Source organism: Pseudomonas gozinkensis, from assembly GCF_014863585.1.
GTDB lineage: Bacteria > Pseudomonadota > Gammaproteobacteria > Pseudomonadales > Pseudomonadaceae > Aquipseudomonas > Aquipseudomonas gozinkensis.
This window is the reverse complement of the sequence record NZ_CP062253.1, coordinates 1,050,431-1,066,872: the sequence shown is the minus strand read 5'-3', so window position 1 is coordinate 1,066,872 and position 16,442 is coordinate 1,050,431. Positions and strand designations below refer to the sequence as shown.

Annotated in this window: 16 protein-coding genes; 5 read left to right on the top strand and 11 right to left on the bottom strand. The window is 61.1% G+C overall.

Going from position 1 to position 16,442, the window contains the following annotated elements; all coding sequences use genetic code 11:
* The first annotated feature begins 3 nt into the window (after positions 1–3).
* From hpf to IHQ43_RS04590, 4 genes are read left to right on the top strand one after another with little or no spacing between them, the layout of a single operon-like run.
* Positions 4–312 carry a ribosome hibernation-promoting factor, HPF/YfiA family gene (hpf, locus tag IHQ43_RS04605; protein ID WP_007953578.1) on the top strand — a complete coding sequence of 103 codons (309 nt, stop codon included), beginning with the start codon at positions 4–6 and terminating at the stop codon, positions 310–312.
* An 11-nt stretch (positions 313–323) separates the two neighbouring features.
* On the top strand, positions 324–788 hold the full coding sequence (ptsN, locus tag IHQ43_RS04600; RefSeq protein ID WP_007953580.1) for a PTS IIA-like nitrogen regulatory protein PtsN: 465 nt from the start codon (positions 324–326) through the stop codon (positions 786–788).
* A 2-nt stretch (positions 789–790) separates the two neighbouring features.
* A complete protein-coding gene (gene rapZ / locus IHQ43_RS04595) occupies positions 791–1,648 on the top strand; it encodes an RNase adapter RapZ (protein ID WP_192563533.1) in 858 nt (285 codons plus the stop codon).
* 15 nt (positions 1,649–1,663) lie between these two features.
* Complete coding sequence (locus IHQ43_RS04590) at positions 1,664–1,939, top strand: HPr family phosphocarrier protein (protein ID WP_192563532.1); 276 nt, start codon at positions 1,664–1,666, stop codon at positions 1,937–1,939.
* A 38-nt stretch (positions 1,940–1,977) separates the two neighbouring features.
* Here IHQ43_RS04590 and IHQ43_RS04585 read toward each other — a convergent pair whose 3' ends face one another.
* The 6 genes from IHQ43_RS04585 to pmbA all read right to left on the bottom strand — a co-directional run bounded on the left by IHQ43_RS04585 (position 1,978) and on the right by pmbA (position 7,254).
* On the bottom strand, positions 1,978–2,871 hold the full coding sequence (locus IHQ43_RS04585; protein ID WP_085608078.1) for a ZIP family metal transporter: 894 nt from the start codon (positions 2,869–2,871) through the stop codon (positions 1,978–1,980).
* A gap of 30 nt (positions 2,872–2,901) precedes the next feature.
* Positions 2,902–3,513, bottom strand: a complete 612-nt coding sequence (locus tag IHQ43_RS04580; RefSeq protein ID WP_011332468.1) for a superoxide dismutase — start codon at positions 3,511–3,513, stop codon at positions 2,902–2,904.
* 1 nt (position 3,514) lies between these two features.
* A complete protein-coding gene (locus IHQ43_RS04575) occupies positions 3,515–3,955 on the bottom strand; it encodes a hypothetical protein (RefSeq protein ID WP_007953590.1) in 441 nt (146 codons plus the stop codon).
* 27 nt (positions 3,956–3,982) lie between these two features.
* Positions 3,983–5,359 carry a class II fumarate hydratase gene (locus IHQ43_RS04570; protein ID WP_096818950.1) on the bottom strand — a complete coding sequence of 459 codons (1,377 nt, stop codon included), beginning with the start codon at positions 5,357–5,359 and terminating at the stop codon, positions 3,983–3,985.
* Positions 5,340–5,747: a FagA protein gene (locus tag IHQ43_RS04565; RefSeq protein ID WP_085711791.1), complete on the bottom strand. Its 408-nt coding sequence runs from the start codon at positions 5,745–5,747 to the stop codon at positions 5,340–5,342. The genes IHQ43_RS04570 and IHQ43_RS04565 overlap by 20 nt, the downstream gene beginning before the upstream one ends.
* Positions 5,748–5,907: 160 nt before the next feature.
* Positions 5,908–7,254, bottom strand: a complete 1,347-nt coding sequence (pmbA, locus tag IHQ43_RS04560; RefSeq protein WP_425220291.1) for a metalloprotease PmbA — start codon at positions 7,252–7,254, stop codon at positions 5,908–5,910.
* A gap of 108 nt (positions 7,255–7,362) precedes the next feature.
* Here pmbA and yjgA point away from each other — a divergent pair, with 108 nt between their 5' ends.
* Complete coding sequence (yjgA, locus tag IHQ43_RS04555; protein WP_007953598.1) at positions 7,363–7,887, top strand: ribosome biogenesis factor YjgA; 525 nt, start codon at positions 7,363–7,365, stop codon at positions 7,885–7,887.
* A gap of 51 nt (positions 7,888–7,938) precedes the next feature.
* Here yjgA and tldD read toward each other — a convergent pair whose 3' ends face one another.
* The 5 genes from tldD to IHQ43_RS04530 all read right to left on the bottom strand — a co-directional run bounded on the left by tldD (position 7,939) and on the right by IHQ43_RS04530 (position 16,296).
* Positions 7,939–9,381: a metalloprotease TldD gene (gene tldD, locus IHQ43_RS04550; protein WP_192563530.1), complete on the bottom strand. Its 1,443-nt coding sequence runs from the start codon at positions 9,379–9,381 to the stop codon at positions 7,939–7,941.
* Positions 9,382–9,386: 5 nt separating this feature from the next.
* Positions 9,387–10,247, bottom strand: a complete 861-nt coding sequence (locus IHQ43_RS04545) for a carbon-nitrogen hydrolase family protein (protein ID WP_192563529.1) — start codon at positions 10,245–10,247, stop codon at positions 9,387–9,389.
* A 58-nt stretch (positions 10,248–10,305) separates the two neighbouring features.
* Entirely contained in the window at positions 10,306–14,109 is a 3,804-nt protein-coding gene (locus tag IHQ43_RS04540) for a YhdP family protein (protein ID WP_192563528.1), read from the bottom strand.
* Positions 14,110–14,184: 75 nt separating this feature from the next.
* Positions 14,185–15,642, bottom strand: a complete 1,458-nt coding sequence (rng, locus tag IHQ43_RS04535) for a ribonuclease G (RefSeq protein ID WP_085685711.1) — start codon at positions 15,640–15,642, stop codon at positions 14,185–14,187.
* Positions 15,643–15,699: 57 nt separating this feature from the next.
* Complete coding sequence (locus IHQ43_RS04530; protein ID WP_192563527.1) at positions 15,700–16,296, bottom strand: Maf family protein; 597 nt, start codon at positions 16,294–16,296, stop codon at positions 15,700–15,702.
* Positions 16,297–16,442: the final 146 nt, after the last annotated feature.

The following is a 16,442-nucleotide window of genomic DNA, read 5'->3' as shown; positions in this document are numbered from 1 at the left end:
TGTATGCAAGTCAACATCAGTGGACACCAACTGGAAGTTACCCAACCTCTCCGTGAGTACGTTGAGCAAAAGCTCAAGAGGCTTGAGGGACATTTCGACAAGATCACCAACGTGCAAGTCACGATGTGCGTCGAAAAGCTGAAGCAGAAAATCGAAGCCACGCTGCATATTCCCGGCAATGAGGTCGTCGCAAATGCGGAACATACCGACATGTACGCTGCGATCGACGCGCTGACCGACAAGCTTGATAAACAACTCAAAAAGCATAAGGAAAAGACCCAGAGCCTGCTTCAGGGCGCTACCGGTCGATAACGCCCACCCCCATGATCCGACTTGAAAGTATCCTGACCCCCGGCCGTTCCCTGGTGAACGTGCCGGGCGGCAGTAAAAAGAAAGCCCTCGAACAAATTGCCAACCTGATCGCCCGGGAAGTCCCGGATCTGGAGATGCAAGATGTCTTCGAGGCATTGATTGCCCGTGAAAAACTGGGTTCCACCGGTTTTGGCAACGGCATCGCCATTCCTCACTGCCGCCTCAAGGGCTGTGAAGCGCCGATCAGTGCGCTGATGCACCTTGATGCCCCTATCGATTTCGACGCTATCGACGGCGCGCCTGTGGACCTGCTGTTCGTCCTGCTGGTACCGGAAGCCGCCACCGATGCGCACCTGGAGCTGTTACGCCAGATCGCCAGCATGCTCGACCGCAAGGACGTGCGCGACAGACTGCGCAGCGCACCAAGCAACGAAGCCTTGTACCAGGTTGTACTGGAAGAACAGAACAGGCCGTAATCATGCGCTTGATCATTGTCAGTGGCCGTTCCGGCTCGGGTAAAAGTACCGCCCTGGATGTCCTTGAGGACAACGGCTACTACTGCATCGATAACCTGCCGGCAGGCCTGCTGCCAGAGCTGGCCGAACGCGCGCTGATCCATACCGAGCTGGCGCAGCCGCTAGTGGCAGTTTCGATCGATGCACGCAATCTGCCCAGCCATCTGACCCGTTTTCCTGAACTGCTTGAAGACGCGCGCGCCAAGCACATTCAATGCGATGTTCTGTATCTGGATGCCGACGAGGAAACCCTGCTCAAGCGTTTCTCTGAAACGCGCCGCCGCCATCCACTGAGCAACGCCAATCGTTCGCTGGCAGAAGCCATTCAGGATGAAAGCGCCCTACTCGGGCCGATTGCCGATCTCGCCGACCTGAAGATCAACACCACCAATCTCAACCTGTACCAGCTACGTGACACGATAAAGTTACGCCTGCTGAACCAGCCGGAGCCGGGCACCGCGTTTCTGGTGGAGTCTTTCGGTTTCAAACGCGGCATGCCGGTAGATGCAGATCTGGTGTTCGATGTACGCTGCCTGCCGAACCCCTACTGGAAACCGGAACTGCGCGCGCAATCCGGTCTCGATCAGCCGGTCGCCGAATATCTGGCGGCCCAGCCGGAGGTCGAGGAGATGTACCAGGATATTTACGCTTATCTGCACAAATGGTTGCCCCGCTTTGCGGCGAGCAACCGTGCTTACGTCACCATTGCCATAGGCTGCACCGGCGGGCATCACCGTTCCGTTTACCTGACCGAACGTCTTGGCCAGGCGCTGCAGAAGACCCTGAAGAACGTCCAGGTTCGCCACCGCGACCTCAGCTAAAGGATTTACACCGCGATGCCTGCTCGGGAAATAGAAATCATCAACAAGCTGGGCCTGCATGCCCGTGCGTCTGCAAAGTTCGTTGGCGTGGCGGGTCAGTATCCCGACTGCACGATCAGAGTGGGCCGCACCCCGGAAACCACGGTTGATGGCAAAAGCATCATGGCGATGATGATGCTCGCTGCCGGCAAGGGCACCAAAATCCACCTGAGTACCGATGGCCATCAGGAACAGGAAGCCATGGACGCGCTGGTCGCGCTGATCAATAACTACTTCGATGAAGGTGGTTGAACACGCTTGAGGCGAGGGAGCCCGCTCCCTCCTCCGGTTCAACCCAACGCCGTATCCATCACCATCATCAGACAGAAGCCGATCAACAATCCCAGGCTTGCCAGCTTCTCGTGACCATTGCGTCGCGACTCCGGGATGACCTCGTGCGTCACCACCAGCAGCATCGCACCTGCCGCCAACGCCAATCCCAAAGGCAACAACAGTTCGGCAAGACTGACCAGCCACGCACAGAGCAGCGCGAACACCGGTTCGACCAGCCCTGAAGCTGCGCCAATCAAGAACGCCTTGACCCGCGACATCCCGGCCCCTGCCAGCACCAGTGCAATCACCAGCCCTTCCGGCACATCCTGCAAGGCAATGCCCATCGCCAGACTGTCTGCATCGGGCATTCCACCGCCGGCAGATACTCCGACCGCCATACCTTCCGGGATGTTATGGGCAATAATGGCGAACACGAACAACCAGATCCGCGGCGGAATCACCGGATGCTCGACCGTGCCGATGAGCATTTCCGGCGAGGCGCCCGACACCCGGCGATCAACCAGATACAGGCCGAACGCCCCGAGCATGATGCCGAAGCAGATCAGGCCGCTGGCGCCCCATGGACTCAGCCCCAGACTTTCGGCGGCGGCGATTCCCGGCACGATCAGCGAAAACGCGGTCGCCGCCAGCATCACACCGGCGCCAAAACCCAACAGCGTATCGCCCAACGCCTGAGGCATGTTGCGGATCACCAGCACCGGAACTGCGCCGAGCGCGGTACCGAGGGCGCAAATCGCACCGCCCTGCAACGCCCGCGACAGCCTTGGTTCCAGATTCAGCCATTCCAGTCCGTGGGCGACCAACAAGGTCATGCCCGCCAACAGCAGCAACGATCCGATTGCGTAACGAAACATACGCCCACTTCCGATCGCCAGTGTTTCAGTGCCCATAGTCAGCCTTGGATTGTTTTTATTGGAGACTCAAACCAGCGCGGCCTGATAGCGCGCAGCGACTTGCGGCCAGTTGATCACGTTGTAGAACGCGCTGATGTACTCCGGACGGCGGTTTTGATAACGCAGGTAGTAGGCGTGCTCCCAAACGTCGAGCCCGAGAATCGGCGTGTTGCCGTTCATGAGCGGGCTGTCCTGGTTGCCGCTGCTTTCCACCACCAGTTTCTTGTCCGGAGTGACACTGAGCCATGCCCAGCCACTGCCGAAACGGGTCAGCGCGGCTTTGGTGAAGGCCTCCTTGAAGCTGTCGAGGCCACCCAGTTGCTCATCAATCGCCTTGGCCAGCGCGCCGTCCGGCTTGCCGCCACCGCCAGGCACCATCACTTCCCAGAACAGCGAATGGTTGGCGTGACCGCCGCCCTGATTGATTACCGCCGCGCGAAGTTTTTCCGGCAGTTGCTGGACGCTGGCGACCAGTTTTTCCACTGGCCACTCCGCGAACTCAGTGCCCTCGACCGCTGCGTTCAGGTTGTTGATGTAGGTCTGGTGATGCTTGGTGTAGTGGATCTCCATGGTCTGCGCATCGATGTGTGGTTCCAGTGCGTCGTAGGCGTAAGGCAAGGCTGGCAGGGTAAAAGCCATTTCAGTGGACTCCATGGTGATGTGGGGCAGGCGCGCGGCGCGCATTGCCGGTATCCGGGTGCAGCAAGCGCTGGGTGCGCGGGTATTCGCCGTGTTCGCTGATGAAATTGAGCAACTCGACGTAGGTCTTGCTGCTCTGGCGCAGCGCCGCTTCACGCAGCGCCGGGCGCAGGCGTTCGTCCTGCATGGTCTGCAACAGCCGTTGATGGATCGCGCACAGGTATTCGGCGCTCTCCTCCGGCTGATTCAGACGCAGATGCAGATCCGCCAGGTTGTGGTGGGAGATGACGCAGGCCGCCACCGCTTCGTCGGCATCGGCCCAGCGCTCGAACAACACCTGCGCCAGGGCCAGCGCTTGCAGATAGGCCTCGCGGGCATCGATCAGCTCGCCCAGCATGAAGCAGCGATTGGCCCGTTCGATCGTGCGTTTCCAGTGCTCCATGGTGAACCTCCAAAGCGGTTGCGGTGCTTACACGCCGCCAGCGGTGAGTTTCTCGGGATTGAGCAACTCTTCCAGCTGGCTGCGCGACAGGTCGGTATGTTCCAGCGCAACGTCGATCACCGGGCGGCCCTGTTTGTAGGCCTGCTTGGCGATCTCGGCGGCTTTCTGGTAACCGATGATCGGGTTGAGCGCGGTGACCAGAATCGGGTTACGCGAGAGCGCTTCCTTGAGACGCGACTCGTTGACCTTGAAGCTGGCAATCGCCTTGTCACCCAGCAGTCGGCTGGAGTTGGCCAGCAACTCGATGCTGCTCAGCAGGTTCTGGGCGATGATCGGCAGCATCACGTTCAGTTCGAAATTGCCCGACTGCCCGGCGATAGTGATCACCGAATCGTTGCCGATCACTTGCGCGGCCACCATCGCGGTGGCTTCCGGAATCACCGGATTGACCTTGCCCGGCATGATCGACGAGCCCGGTTGCAGCCCTTCCAGTTCGATTTCACCGAGACCGGCGAGCGGGCCGGAGTTCATCCAGCGCAGGTCGTTGGCAATTTTCATCAGCGAGACGGCGGTGGCCTTGAGCTGACCCGACACAGCGACGGCGGTGTCTTGCGAACCGATCAGGGCGAACAGATCCTTGCCCGGCGTGAACTGGACGTTGGTCAACTGACTGAGCTGGCGGCTGAAACGCGCAGCGAATTCCGGATGCGCATTGATCCCGGTGCCAACCGCTGTGCCGCCCTGGGCCAGGGATTGCAGGCTTGGCAGCAAGTCCTGCAGGTGACCGATATTGGCCTTGAGCTGCTGCGCCCAACCGTTGAGCACCTGGCTCATGCGCACCGGCATGGCGTCCATCAAATGGGTGCGGCCGGTCTTGACGTGGTGATGGACTTGTTCGGACTTGCGCTCGATCACCTGCACCAGGTGCAGCAGCGCTGGCAACAGTTGTTCGTGCAGGGCCAGCGCGGCACTGACGTGGATGGTGGTCGGGATGATGTCGTTGCTGCTCTGCCCGCAGTTGACGTGGTCGTTGGCGTTCACCGGCTCGTCGAGCAAACGGCTGGCCAGGGTGGCGATCACTTCGTTGGCGTTCATGTTGGAGCTGGTACCGGAACCGGTCTGGAAGATATCCACCGGGAAATGCTGCATGAAGTCGCCTTCCAGCAAACCTTGAGCAGCGTCGCTGATGGCTTTGCCTTGCGCTGCGCTGATCTGGTTGAGTTCAACGTTGGCGCGAGCGGCGGCCGCCTTGGCCAGAATCAGCGCGCGGATGAACTGGGTCGGCATCGGTTTGCCGCTGATCGGGAAGTTATCCACCGCGCGCTGAGTCTGCGCGCCGTAGAGAGCGTCCACCGGCACCTGCAGTTCGCCCATGCTGTCGCGCTCAATACGTGTCTTGGTCATCTGAAAATCCTTGCACCAGTTCAATAAGAGGAATCGAGGGTTGCAACTCGCAGGTGGCGAGCTGCCAGGTGTAGCTTTGCCAGCGTTTGAGCCGGCATTTACACAGCGACAGGCGCTCCATTTCACGCAACGGGCGCCAGGCCTGGTCGAGACAGAGGCTGCGCCAGTGCCACGGCAACGCGATGTCGGTGGCCGTGTCGAGCAGCAGGCGGAAAGAAGTTTCAGCGACCGTCCAGGGCGAGGTCGCCGTGCAGCAGGCCAGATACCGGCCTTCGGCCAAGTAATGCTCGATCAGACGTGGTTCGTCGGGATCCATGGCGCAACGGATCTGGCGACTCATCCAGCGCCAGCTTTCGAGGTACGGCTGCTCGTGCAAGGCAGAACTCATGATCTCGGGCTCATCCGATAATGAGATTTATTATTAGATGATAATGAGAACCAAAACAAGCGCAGCTTTTAGCTACCCTCGTCTGCCCGGAAAATTTACGGATACAAAAAAGGCGCGCCACCCAATCGGGTGACGCGCCTTTTGTGTACCTGCCTGGGGCTTAGCTGCCCGCGACGGTCATCTTCTCGATCAACACCGAACCGGTGCGAATGTTGCTGCGCAGCTCGAGATCGTTACCAACCGCGACGATCTGCTTGAACATGTCGCGCATGTTGCCGGCAATGGTAACTTCCTGCACCGCGAACTGGATTTCACCGTTCTCGACCCAGAAACCCGCCGCACCGCGCGAGTAATCACCGGTCACCATGTTCAGACCATGGCCCATCAGCTCGGTGACCAACAGTCCACGGCCCATGCGCCGCAGCAACGCAGCCTGGTCTTCATCGCCATGAGTGACGAACAGGTTATGCACGCCGCCAGCGTTGGCGGTGCTTGGCATGCCGAGTTTGCGACCGGAATAAGTGCCGAGGATGTACGAGACCAACTCGCCTTTCTCGACGAACGGTTTGGCATAGGTCGCCAGACCGTCACCGTCATACGACGCACTGCCCATGGCACGCATCAGGTGTGGACGCTCATCGATGGTCAGCCATTCCGGGAACAGCTTCTGCCCCAGGGTGCCTTCGAGGAACGACGATTTGCGGTACAGACTGCCGCCGGAAATCGCCGACAGGAAGCTGCCGAACAATCCACCCGCCAACTCTGCCGAAAACAATACTGGTACTTCGCAGGTTGGCACCGGACGCGCACCAAGACGGCTCGCCGCCCGCTGTGCCGCGCGCTGGCCGATGCTCACCGGATCCGCCAGCAAACTGCCCTGGCGGTTCACGTCGTACCAGTAATCGCGCTGCATCTGGCCCTCGGCCTCGGCAATCATCACGCAGCTCAGGCTGTGTCGGGTCGAAGCGTAACCACCGATAAAGCCGTGGCTGTTGCCATACACGCGGCAGCCCTGATGAGTGCTCAACGTAGTGCCATCGGCATTCTTGATGCGTGCATCAGCGTCAAACGCGGCGGCTTCGCAGAGCAGCGCCTTCTCGATGGCCTGCTCCGGGGTGATATCCCATTGGTGGAACAGATCGAAATCCTGAATATCCCGGGCCATCAGCGCGGCATCGGCCAAGCCCGAGGCTTCGTCTTCGGAGGTGTGTTTGGCAATCGCCAGCGCCGCAGCGACAGTCTCGCGAATCGCATCCGGCCCGGTGGCGGAAGTGCTGGCAGAACCCTTGCGCTGACCGACGTACAGCGTGATGCCAAAACCCTGATCGCGGTTGAACTCGACCGTTTCGACTTCACGCTGACGCACCGACGTCGACAGGCCCTGCTCCAGCGACACCGCTACTTCGCAGGCACTGGCACCCTGACGCTTGGCTTCGGCGATGATCTGCTCGACCTGTTCCTGCAGTGCCGGCAATGCCTGTGGGCCGACGCTTTCAACTGCACTCATGCTCATCTCCACTCAAATTCTGCTTTCGGCTGGGGCCTTCGAGCGACCGGGCCGGACAAGCGGCCCCCGACTGGTTATCATGGCGGCGTTTCTTTGCGGACTGCCACCATGGTTGATTCTTACGACGACTCCCTCGATACGGGAGAAAAAAGCAAATCCCAGGTCAAACGCGAGCTGCATGCTCTGGTTGACCTTGGCGAGCGCCTTACAACGCTCAAGCCCGACTTGCAGGCAAAACTGCCACTGACCGACGCTTTGCGCCGGGCTCTGGCCGATGCGCCCAAGCACACCGCGAACATCGCGCGTAAACGGCACTTGCAGTTCATCGGCAAACTGATGCGCGATCAGGACACTGACGCGATTCTCACCCTGCTCGATCAACTCGATGCCTCTACCCGTCAGTACAACGAGCGTTTCCACAACCTCGAACGCTGGCGTGACCGCCTGATCGCCGGTGACGATGCCGTGCTGGAGAAATTCGTCGTCGATTACCCGGACGCCGACCGCCAGCAACTGCGTTCCCTGATCCGTCAGGCCCAGCACGAGGTTGCGCAAAACAAACCTCCTGCCTCGAGCCGCAAGATCTTCAAGTACATCCGCGAGCTGGACGAGACTCAACGCGGTCTGCGCTGATATTCGCCACCGGGTGGCCGCGCTGCGCGCCACCCGAAGCTCCATCCCTTCTTATGCGCCCGTGCCACCCACGGTGATCGCATCGATTTTCAGCGTCGGCTGACCGACACCCACCGGCACCGACTGCCCGTCCTTGCCGCATGTTCCCACGCCGCTGTCCAGCGCCAGATCGTTACCGACCATCGACACCCGGCTCATCGCTTCCGGGCCGTTGCCGATCAATGTTGCGCCTTTGACTGGCGCGGTGATCTTGCCGTCCTCGATCAGGTACGCCTCGCTGGTGGAGAACACGAACTTGCCGCTGGTGATGTCAACCTGACCGCCGCCGAGGTTGGCGCAGTAGATGCCCTTCTTCACCGAGGCGATGATTTCAGCCGGATCGCTCTGGCCGCCGAGCATGTAGGTGTTGGTCATCCGAGGCATCGGCAAGTGTGCGTAGGATTCGCGACGACCGTTGCCGGTGCGGGCCACGCCCATCAGCCGCGCGTTGAGCTTGTCCTGCATGTAGCCCTTGAGTACGCCGTTTTCGATCAGCGTGGTGCACTCGGTCGGGGTGCCTTCGTCGTCGACGCTCAGGGAGCCGCGACGACCGCTCAGGGTGCCGTCATCGACGATGGTGCAAAGCTTGGATGCAACCATTTCGCCCATGCGACCGCTGTAGGCGGAACTGCCCTTGCGGTTGAAATCGCCTTCCAGACCGTGGCCGACCGCTTCGTGCAGCAGCACCCCGGACCAGCCCGAGCCCAGAACCACCGGCAAGGTGCCGGCCGGTGCCGGAATCGCTTCCAGATTCACCAGTGCCTGACGCAGCGCCTCACGGGCATAACCCATGGCGCGGTCTTCAGCGAGGAAGTAACGGTAGTCGGTACGCCCGCCGCCGCCGTGACCGCCACGCTCGCGACGGCCGTTCTGCTCGACGATCACGCTGACGTTGAAGCGCACCAGCGGACGCACATCGGCAGCCAGACCACCGTCGGTCGAAGCCACCAGAATACGCTCCCAGACCCCGGCCATGCTGACGCTGACCTGCTGAATACGCGGGTCGAGGGCGCGGGTCGCAACGTCGATACGCTTGAGCAGGTCGACTTTTTCAGCGCGACTCAGGACTTCCAGCGGGTTATCCGGCGCATACAACTGGGCGACGTCCTGCGTACTGAACGCCTGCACCGTGCCGTTCTGCCCGGCACGGGAAATCGAACGGGCCGCACGGGCCGCCGCGCCAAGGGCTTCAAGGGTGATCGCGTTGCTGTAGGCAAAACCGGTTTTCTCACCGGACTGCGCTCGCACGCCAACACCCTGGTCGAGGTTGAAACTGCCTTCCTTGACGATGCCGTCTTCCAGCGACCAGGACTCGGAAATCTGCCCCTGGAAATACAGGTCGGCCGCATCGATGCCTGGACCCGCCAGATCACCGAGCACGCCTTGCAGGCTCTCGATCGTCACGCCGCCGGGCGCCAACAGGTGATCACTGACTGAGGACAACAACTCGCTCATAGGTTTTACGCCTTAAATTCGTGTTCTGAAGCAGGTCGCTGTGCGCCCTGCGAAAAAAACCGCCGATGACCCGTCACCGGCATTCGCGCCCGGATGGACGCCTGTTCGTTGCTGTCGCGTTCGGCCAGCAACACGGCCTCGCCTTGCTCCTGTTGCGCCAGCACACGGCCCCACGGATCGACAATCGCCCCGTGGCCAAAGGTTTCCCGCGGCCCCGGATGCATCCCGCCCTGGGCTGCCGCCAGCACATAGCACTGGGTTTCAATGGCCCGCGCGCGGATCAGTACATCCCAGTGCGCCGCCCCCGTCACTGCGGTGAAGGCCGACGGTGCGGTAATCAGTTCAGCCCCGGCAGCGCGCAATTCGCTGTACAGCTCCGGGAAACGCAGGTCGTAGCACACCGTCAGGCCCAATCGCCCGACCGGCGTGTCCGCGACCACCACGCCCCTGCCATAAGCATAGTCATCGGATTCGCGGTAACGGCCGCGATTGTCCGCCACGTCGACATCGAACAGGTGCAACTTGTCATAGCGTGCAACGATTTCGCCCTGATCGTTCACCAGCAGCGAGCAGGCATGGGACTTGGCCTCGGGCTGCCCCACCGGCGGTAACGGCAAGGTGCCGGCCACAATCCATAACCTGAGGTCGCGGGCGGTCTGTTTCAACCACGGCAGGATCGGGCCTTCGCCGAGCGCTTCGGCACGGCCGATATCAGCGATGTCGCGACGGCCCATGGCCGCGAAGTTTTCCGGCAGCACGGCCAGCTTCGCACCGGCGCTGGCTGCCTGTTCGAGCAAACGTCGGGCATCGCGCAGATTGGCCAGCACATCGCTCTGGCTGACCATTTGAATCACCGCTAAAGACATGGCGCACTCCGCAAGAGGTATGCGGCCATGCTACTCCATCGGTTCAAGGGCTGGCTGTTCAAAAAGGCTTGTCGAAGGTGATTTTCGGCTCTTTCCACGGGCCTTTGACGGTGTATTTGACGCTGGCGAAGCGTGCCACGCGATCACCGATCAGCTTGTCGATCAGGAACAAAGCGCCGCCGACTGCCGGCGCGCCGACAATCAGCGCGGCAATCGGCAGGTTGTTGGTCACCGGCAAGGTCACCAGCAATTTGGCATCCACCTTGTCGCCCACCAGATCCAGCGTGCCGTCCAGTTCAAGGTTGCTCGACGGACCGGTCAACTTGATCGGCTCTTTCGTCACATACACGCCGTTGGTCGCCTCCAGCAATCCCTTGACCCGGTCATAACTCAAGCCTTTGCCGAACAGGTCAGAGAAATCGAGTCGCAGGCGGCGACCGATGGAGTTGAAGTTGAGCAGACCGAACACCCGCAATGCCTGAGCGCCGCCCTCCACTTCAACAAACTGGCCTTTGTTCAACGACGCATCGAGGGTGCCGGAGAAGCGCTTGGTCGCCAGCCACGCCGGTGAACCCGGCCAGCGGCCGTCGACATCCATGTGGAATTCTTCGCTGGTCACGCTCGGCGCAAAACCCCAGCCCTTGAGGACATCGGCGAGGTTCTTGCCGCCGATCCGCCCTTTGTACCAACTGGTCGTGGCACCGGGCGTTCCTTCCCAGCCGCCACTGCCCTGCAAAAGAATGCCCTTGAGGCCCAGATCGAGGTTGTTCAGCGCGATGCCCTTGGCGGTCGGCCGAACCTTGAGCGACCAGCCGCCGACCAGGTCCTGGCCCTGAAACAGCTGATTGATGGTGATATCCAGCGCCGGGATCTTGCTCGGATCGACCGAGGCCAGTGGATCCGGCGCGTTCTCGTCGGCCTGCACCGTCGGATCCGGCGCCGGCAACCGCACATATTGCAGGTTCACCGCAATCGGCGCGCCCTTGGCGTCGGGAATGCCGGCCGTGCCTTTGGCCTGCTGACTGTCGAGGGCCAGAGCCCAGGCGCCAGGCTTGCGATTCACCTGCACGGCCGCCTGATCCAGCGTGGTGCCGAAGGCTGTGAGTTTGCCGATCTTGAAGTCCGCGCTGCTGAGCAACTGCTTCGCGTTGCCGCCCGGATCCTGACCGGCGTACTTGTCCAGCAGATCCTGCCAGGGTTTGACGTCCAGCTCGGACAACACGCCGCGCACCCGCAGGCCCTTGTTGCCCGGTAGCACGGCTTCGCCGGCACCGAGGAACAATTCGCCACGGCCATCGGCAAAATTGCCCGGTGGCGCGGCGAAGGTGAAGTTGGCCAGTTGATCGTAATTGACCCAGTAACGCCGCTCCTGTCCCTGCAATGTCATGCGGAACACCGTGTCACGCCCGACATCGGCCGCCATGCCGAACGGCGCCGGCAGATCCACCGCCACGCCTTTCAGACTGGAACTGACCATCAATTGGCTGTCGGCGCCGTCCAGGTTCACTTGCAGCTGATAAGGGATGGTCCCGGACACCGGCAACGGCTGAGTCACGCCCAGCCAGTCGGTGAGCTTCTTGACCTCGACCTGCCCTGACGCCGCGACCCGGGTCTTGAGTTGGCCGGGGCCGCCGTCGGCGAAGATCTGCGCGGTGACCGGCTTGTCGAAGGCCCGGGCACTGATGTTCTGCCCGCTCAGGCCCTTGGCGCTGTCGAAGCGGAAATCACCCTTGAGCTGGCTCAGTTCGAGCTTCGGCTCCGCCAGTTTCAATCGCGCATTGGCGGTTTTGAAATCGACGAGGATTTTCGGCTGATCGCCCTTGGCCAACGGCACATCGAGTTTGAGCTTGCCCTGCAGATCGCCCTCGCCTTCCCAGCCGGCGAAGGTGTCGGCGGTGCCGATCGGCGCTTCCTGGAGAATCTTCAGGCCATCGCCCAGCCCTCCCGCGAAGGTGCCGTCGAGAAACATATGGCTGTGCTCGCCGCTCGGCACATGGGGAATATTGACGAAGACGTCGCTGACCTGGGTGTCGAGCAACTGGCCCTTGCTGGCGAGAATCCGCACACCGCTGTCTTCGATGAACACGTCACCGTTGACCTTGCTCACGTGCGGCCAGCCCGGCTGAAACGCCAGCTCGGCGTCGTGCACCTTGAAGAACAGGCTGATGCTGCGATCCGCTTCTCCGGCGTTCTTGTTCAGCGACCCCTGATACTGGAAGAAGCCCTGATCCACCGCGCCCTTGAGAATCGCCGTGCGCAGCCACTCGTCGAGGGCCGGGCTCAGGACTTGCGGCAGGTACTTGGCGGTGTAACGACCGTCGCCGTCCACCAGGCCGACCCGCAGGTCCATGTAGTCTTCCTGGCTGTGGTCGAAATGCAGGCGGATCAGGAAGTCGCCGGCAATCTTGCCTTCCTCGCCGAGCACCTTCAGGTACGGCGCGATCAGGGTGAAACCTTCTTTATCGAGCTTCCAGGTCAACCGGGCGTTGGCCTGAATGTATTGCCATGGCTTGGCAAAAATCGGATCGAGGTGCAGGACGAAGTCCTTGCTGTCCATGCGCAGTTCGCCGCCACCGAGGTTGCCGCTCAAGCTGCCGCTGACATTCCGTGCCGCCGGGGCGCCGTGATAGGCGTCGAACCCGACTTGATCAAGGTTGGCGGCGAAGCCGAATTTGCTGTCGTCGGTGGCGTTCGGCCGGAAATCCAGCAACACGTTACGCAGCCCGCCGGTCACTTTCAGGCGCTCGACCACGGTGGCGAAACCTTGGGGTAACGGGCCGAGGGCATTGAGCAAGGGCGTGATCGGGGTCAGGTCGAGACGGTCGGCCTGCAGATGCCAGAGCTCTTCTGACTTGTCAGTGGCGGCGGTCTGTTTGACCTGGACATGTGATTCCCAGCGGTTTTCGCCGAAATTCATCGCCAGCGAATCGAGCGTGACGGTAATTCCTTCGGCACCCCGCTGGAAATACCCATTGAGCGCTAGATTGTTGATCTGGATCGGCTTGCGCTCGGCGTAGGCACCGGTCAGTTGTGGCGCATTGAGACGGATCGCAGCGCTCTGCAACGCACCCTCGCGCCAGTTGATCCACAGCTCGCCACCGGCCTTGATCTCGGAGAAATTCCATTGCTGGGTCAGACGCTCGGGCAGCCATTTCGACCAGTCGCTCTGCGGCAGGCTGACATAACCTTCCACTTCGCTGTTCTGCCACTGACTCGGACGAATCCGCGTGCGCAGGCTCAGCGCCACAGGCTGGCCGTCAGGCAGGGTCAATCGTGCATCGAGACGCTGACGGCTGGTACCGGTCTTGAGATTGAGGCCGACATACGTGAGAGTCAGCGGTGCCTGTTCTCGCGGCTGTAAGGTCACCTGACTGTCGAGCACCGACAGTTGCTGAATCATTTGCATGCGGTTGAACAGTTGTTCGGGATCCATGGGCTGGTCCTGCTGCACCGGCAACCCTTCAAGCGCCCACTTGCCGTCTTCGCCTTCCTTGAGGCTGATCTTCAGACCGTTGAGTTCAAGATGGGCGATGCGCACTTCGCGGGCCATCAGGCTGGCCCACAGATCCGGCACCGCACGTACCCGATCCAGGCGCAAGGCGTTGGCGCCGCTGCCGACCATCACGTCGTGGGCCAGCAGAATCGGGGCGAATCCGCTCCAGTTGCCTTCCAGTTCGCCGATCTGTAGCGGCATGCCCAAGGCCGCACTGGCCCTGTCTTCGATGTCGGTGCGGTATTCGGCCACCAGTGGCGTGAGTTCCCGGCCGAGACTGACGTACAACGCCATCAATACCAGAACCAACGCGCACAGGCCCAGACCCCAGCGGGTCAGTGCGGCCAAAATGCGTGTCAGACGTTCCATGTCAGTTGGCTCCCATGGCAAAAATACTGCAAAAAGCTGAGGCCAGCCGTTTCAGGAAAAGGGTGACGCAGGGGTTCAGAGCAGCACCACGTCATATTGTTCCTGGGAATACATGGTTTCTACCTGGAAGCGTATGGTGCGCCCGATGAAACCTTCAAGTTCGGCCACATTACCGGACTCTTCATCGAGCAAGCGATCTACGACTTTCTGGTTCGCCAGCACCCGATAACCCTCGGCCTGATAGGCCCGGGCCTCACGCAGGATCTCGCGGAAAATCTCGTAGCAAATGGTTTCCGGGGTTTTCAGCTTGCCCCGGCCCTGACAGCTGCTGCACGGTTCGCACAGCACTTGCTCAAGGCTTTCGCGGGTGCGCTTGCGCGTCATCTGCACCAGGCCCAACTCGGTAATGCCGATGATGTTGGTCTTGGCGTGATCGCGCTCCAGTTGTTTCTCCAGGGTACGCAGCACCTGACGCTGGTGCTCTTCGTCTTCCATGTCGATGAAGTCGATGATGATGATCCCGCCCAGATTGCGCAGGCGCATCTGCCGGGCAATCGCAGTCGCGGCTTCGAGGTTGGTCTTGAAGATGGTTTCTTCGAGGTTGCGATGACCGACGAACGCCCCGGTGTTCACGTCGATGGTGGTCATGGCTTCCGCCGGGTCGATCACCAGATAGCCGCCGGACTTGAGCGGCACCTTGCGTTCCAGGGCTTTCTGGATTTCGTCTTCGACGCCATACAGGTCGAAGATCGGTCGTTCACCCGGGTAATGCTCCAGACGATCAGCGATTTCCGGCATCAGTTCGGCGACGAACTGCGTGGTTTTCTGGAAGGTTTCCCGGGAGTCGATGCGAATCTTCTCGATCTTCGGGCTGACCAGATCGCGCAGGGTGCGCAGCGCCAGACCGAGGTCTTCGTAGATCACACTCGGTGCGCCGATGGTCTTGATCTGCTCGTTGATCTGATCCCACAGACGACGCAGATAGCGGATGTCCATCAGGATTTCATCAGCCCCGGCGCCCTCGGCGGCGGTGCGCAGAATGAAGCCGCCGGCCTCCTTGATGCCTTCTTTGGCCACGCAGTCGCTGACTACCTGCTTGAGGCGTTCGCGCTCGGCTTCGTCTTCGATCTTCAGGGAAATGCCCACGTGAGCGGTGCGCGGCATGTACACCAGATAGCGCGAAGGGATCGACAGTTGCGTGGTAAGCCGCGCACCTTTGGACCCGATCGGGTCCTTGGTGACTTGCACCACCAGGCTCTGGCCTTCGTGCACGAGGGAACTGATGCTTTCCACCGCCGGGCCTTCGCGCAGGGAAATTTCCGATGCGTGAATGAATGCCGCGCGATCCAGGCCGATGTCGACGAATGCCGCCTGCATGCCCGGCAGGACCCGCACCACCTTGCCTTTATAGATGTTGCCGACGATCCCGCGTTTTTGCGTACGCTCGACGTGCACTTCTTGCAGCACACCGTTTTCGACCACCGCCACGCGCGATTCCATCGGCGTGATGTTGATCAGAATCTCTTCACTCATGGCAGGGTCTCGTTCAGGCATGTTCACGATAATGGCCGCATCTTGTCCGTTCGACGCTCATTGCGCGTTCAGGGTTTGCCAACAGGGTATGCCGAAATGGCCGAGCAGTTCTGCGCTTTCGCACACCGGCAAGCCGACGACCGCCGAGTAACTGCCATTGAGGCCGGCGACGAACACCGCGCCGAGCCCCTGAATGCCATAGCCACCCGCCTTGTCCCGGGGCTCGCCGCTGGCCCAGTAGGCGGCGGCTTCTTCGCGGCTGATCGACCGGAACCGCACCAGACTGCGCACCACACGCGACTCGCAGCGCTCGCCGTCGAGCACGGCGATCGCCGTCAGCACTTCATGCTCCTTGCCGGACAACATCATCAGCATGGCGCATGCATCGGCTTCGTCCACCGGTTTGCCAAGAATTTTGCCGTCCAGCACCACGGCGGTGTCGGCGCCCAGTACGCAGAACGCTACGTCGGAAACGACGGTGCGCCGCCCGGCCTCGGCCTTGCCGCGCGCCAGACGCTCGACATAGGCCGATGGGGATTCATTGACGAGAGGGGTTTCATCGATATCCGCGCTGATGGCGGTAAACGGGATGCCGATCTGCGTGAGCAACTCACGCCGACGCGGCGATCCTGAGGCGAGGTAAAGCTTTTTCATCAAGACATCTCCCTGTTTGGTGCCCTGCCTCACAAATGCTGTTCCCTATGGTCGGCGTCTGTTGTTGCCATACTGCGTTGCCGCTCCTCGCCATAGCACGCTATGACTCGTCACGGCGCCTTGTCTGGCAACAACAGCCACTCGCC

Coding starts and splice junctions, on each gene's coding strand:
- hpf (WP_007953578.1), top strand. CDS start 4: ATGCAAGTCAACATCAGTGGACACCAACTGGAAGTTACCCAACCTCTC.
- ptsN (WP_007953580.1), top strand. CDS start 324: ATGATCCGACTTGAAAGTATCCTGACCCCCGGCCGTTCCCTGGTGAAC.
- rapZ (WP_192563533.1), top strand. CDS start 791: ATGCGCTTGATCATTGTCAGTGGCCGTTCCGGCTCGGGTAAAAGTACC.
- IHQ43_RS04590 (WP_192563532.1), top strand. CDS start 1,664: ATGCCTGCTCGGGAAATAGAAATCATCAACAAGCTGGGCCTGCATGCC.
- IHQ43_RS04585 (WP_085608078.1), bottom strand. CDS start 2,871: ATGGGCACTGAAACACTGGCGATCGGAAGTGGGCGTATGTTTCGTTAC.
- IHQ43_RS04580 (WP_011332468.1), bottom strand. CDS start 3,513: ATGGCTTTTACCCTGCCAGCCTTGCCTTACGCCTACGACGCACTGGAA.
- IHQ43_RS04575 (WP_007953590.1), bottom strand. CDS start 3,955: ATGGAGCACTGGAAACGCACGATCGAACGGGCCAATCGCTGCTTCATG.
- IHQ43_RS04570 (WP_096818950.1), bottom strand. CDS start 5,359: ATGACCAAGACACGTATTGAGCGCGACAGCATGGGCGAACTGCAGGTG.
- IHQ43_RS04565 (WP_085711791.1), bottom strand. CDS start 5,747: ATGAGTTCTGCCTTGCACGAGCAGCCGTACCTCGAAAGCTGGCGCTGG.
- pmbA (WP_425220291.1), bottom strand. CDS start 7,254: ATGAGTGCAGTTGAAAGCGTCGGCCCACAGGCATTGCCGGCACTGCAG.
- yjgA (WP_007953598.1), top strand. CDS start 7,363: ATGGTTGATTCTTACGACGACTCCCTCGATACGGGAGAAAAAAGCAAA.
- tldD (WP_192563530.1), bottom strand. CDS start 9,381: ATGAGCGAGTTGTTGTCCTCAGTCAGTGATCACCTGTTGGCGCCCGGC.
- IHQ43_RS04545 (WP_192563529.1), bottom strand. CDS start 10,247: ATGTCTTTAGCGGTGATTCAAATGGTCAGCCAGAGCGATGTGCTGGCC.
- IHQ43_RS04540 (WP_192563528.1), bottom strand. CDS start 14,109: ATGGAACGTCTGACACGCATTTTGGCCGCACTGACCCGCTGGGGTCTG.
- rng (WP_085685711.1), bottom strand. CDS start 15,642: ATGAGTGAAGAGATTCTGATCAACATCACGCCGATGGAATCGCGCGTG.
- IHQ43_RS04530 (WP_192563527.1), bottom strand. CDS start 16,296: ATGAAAAAGCTTTACCTCGCCTCAGGATCGCCGCGTCGGCGTGAGTTG.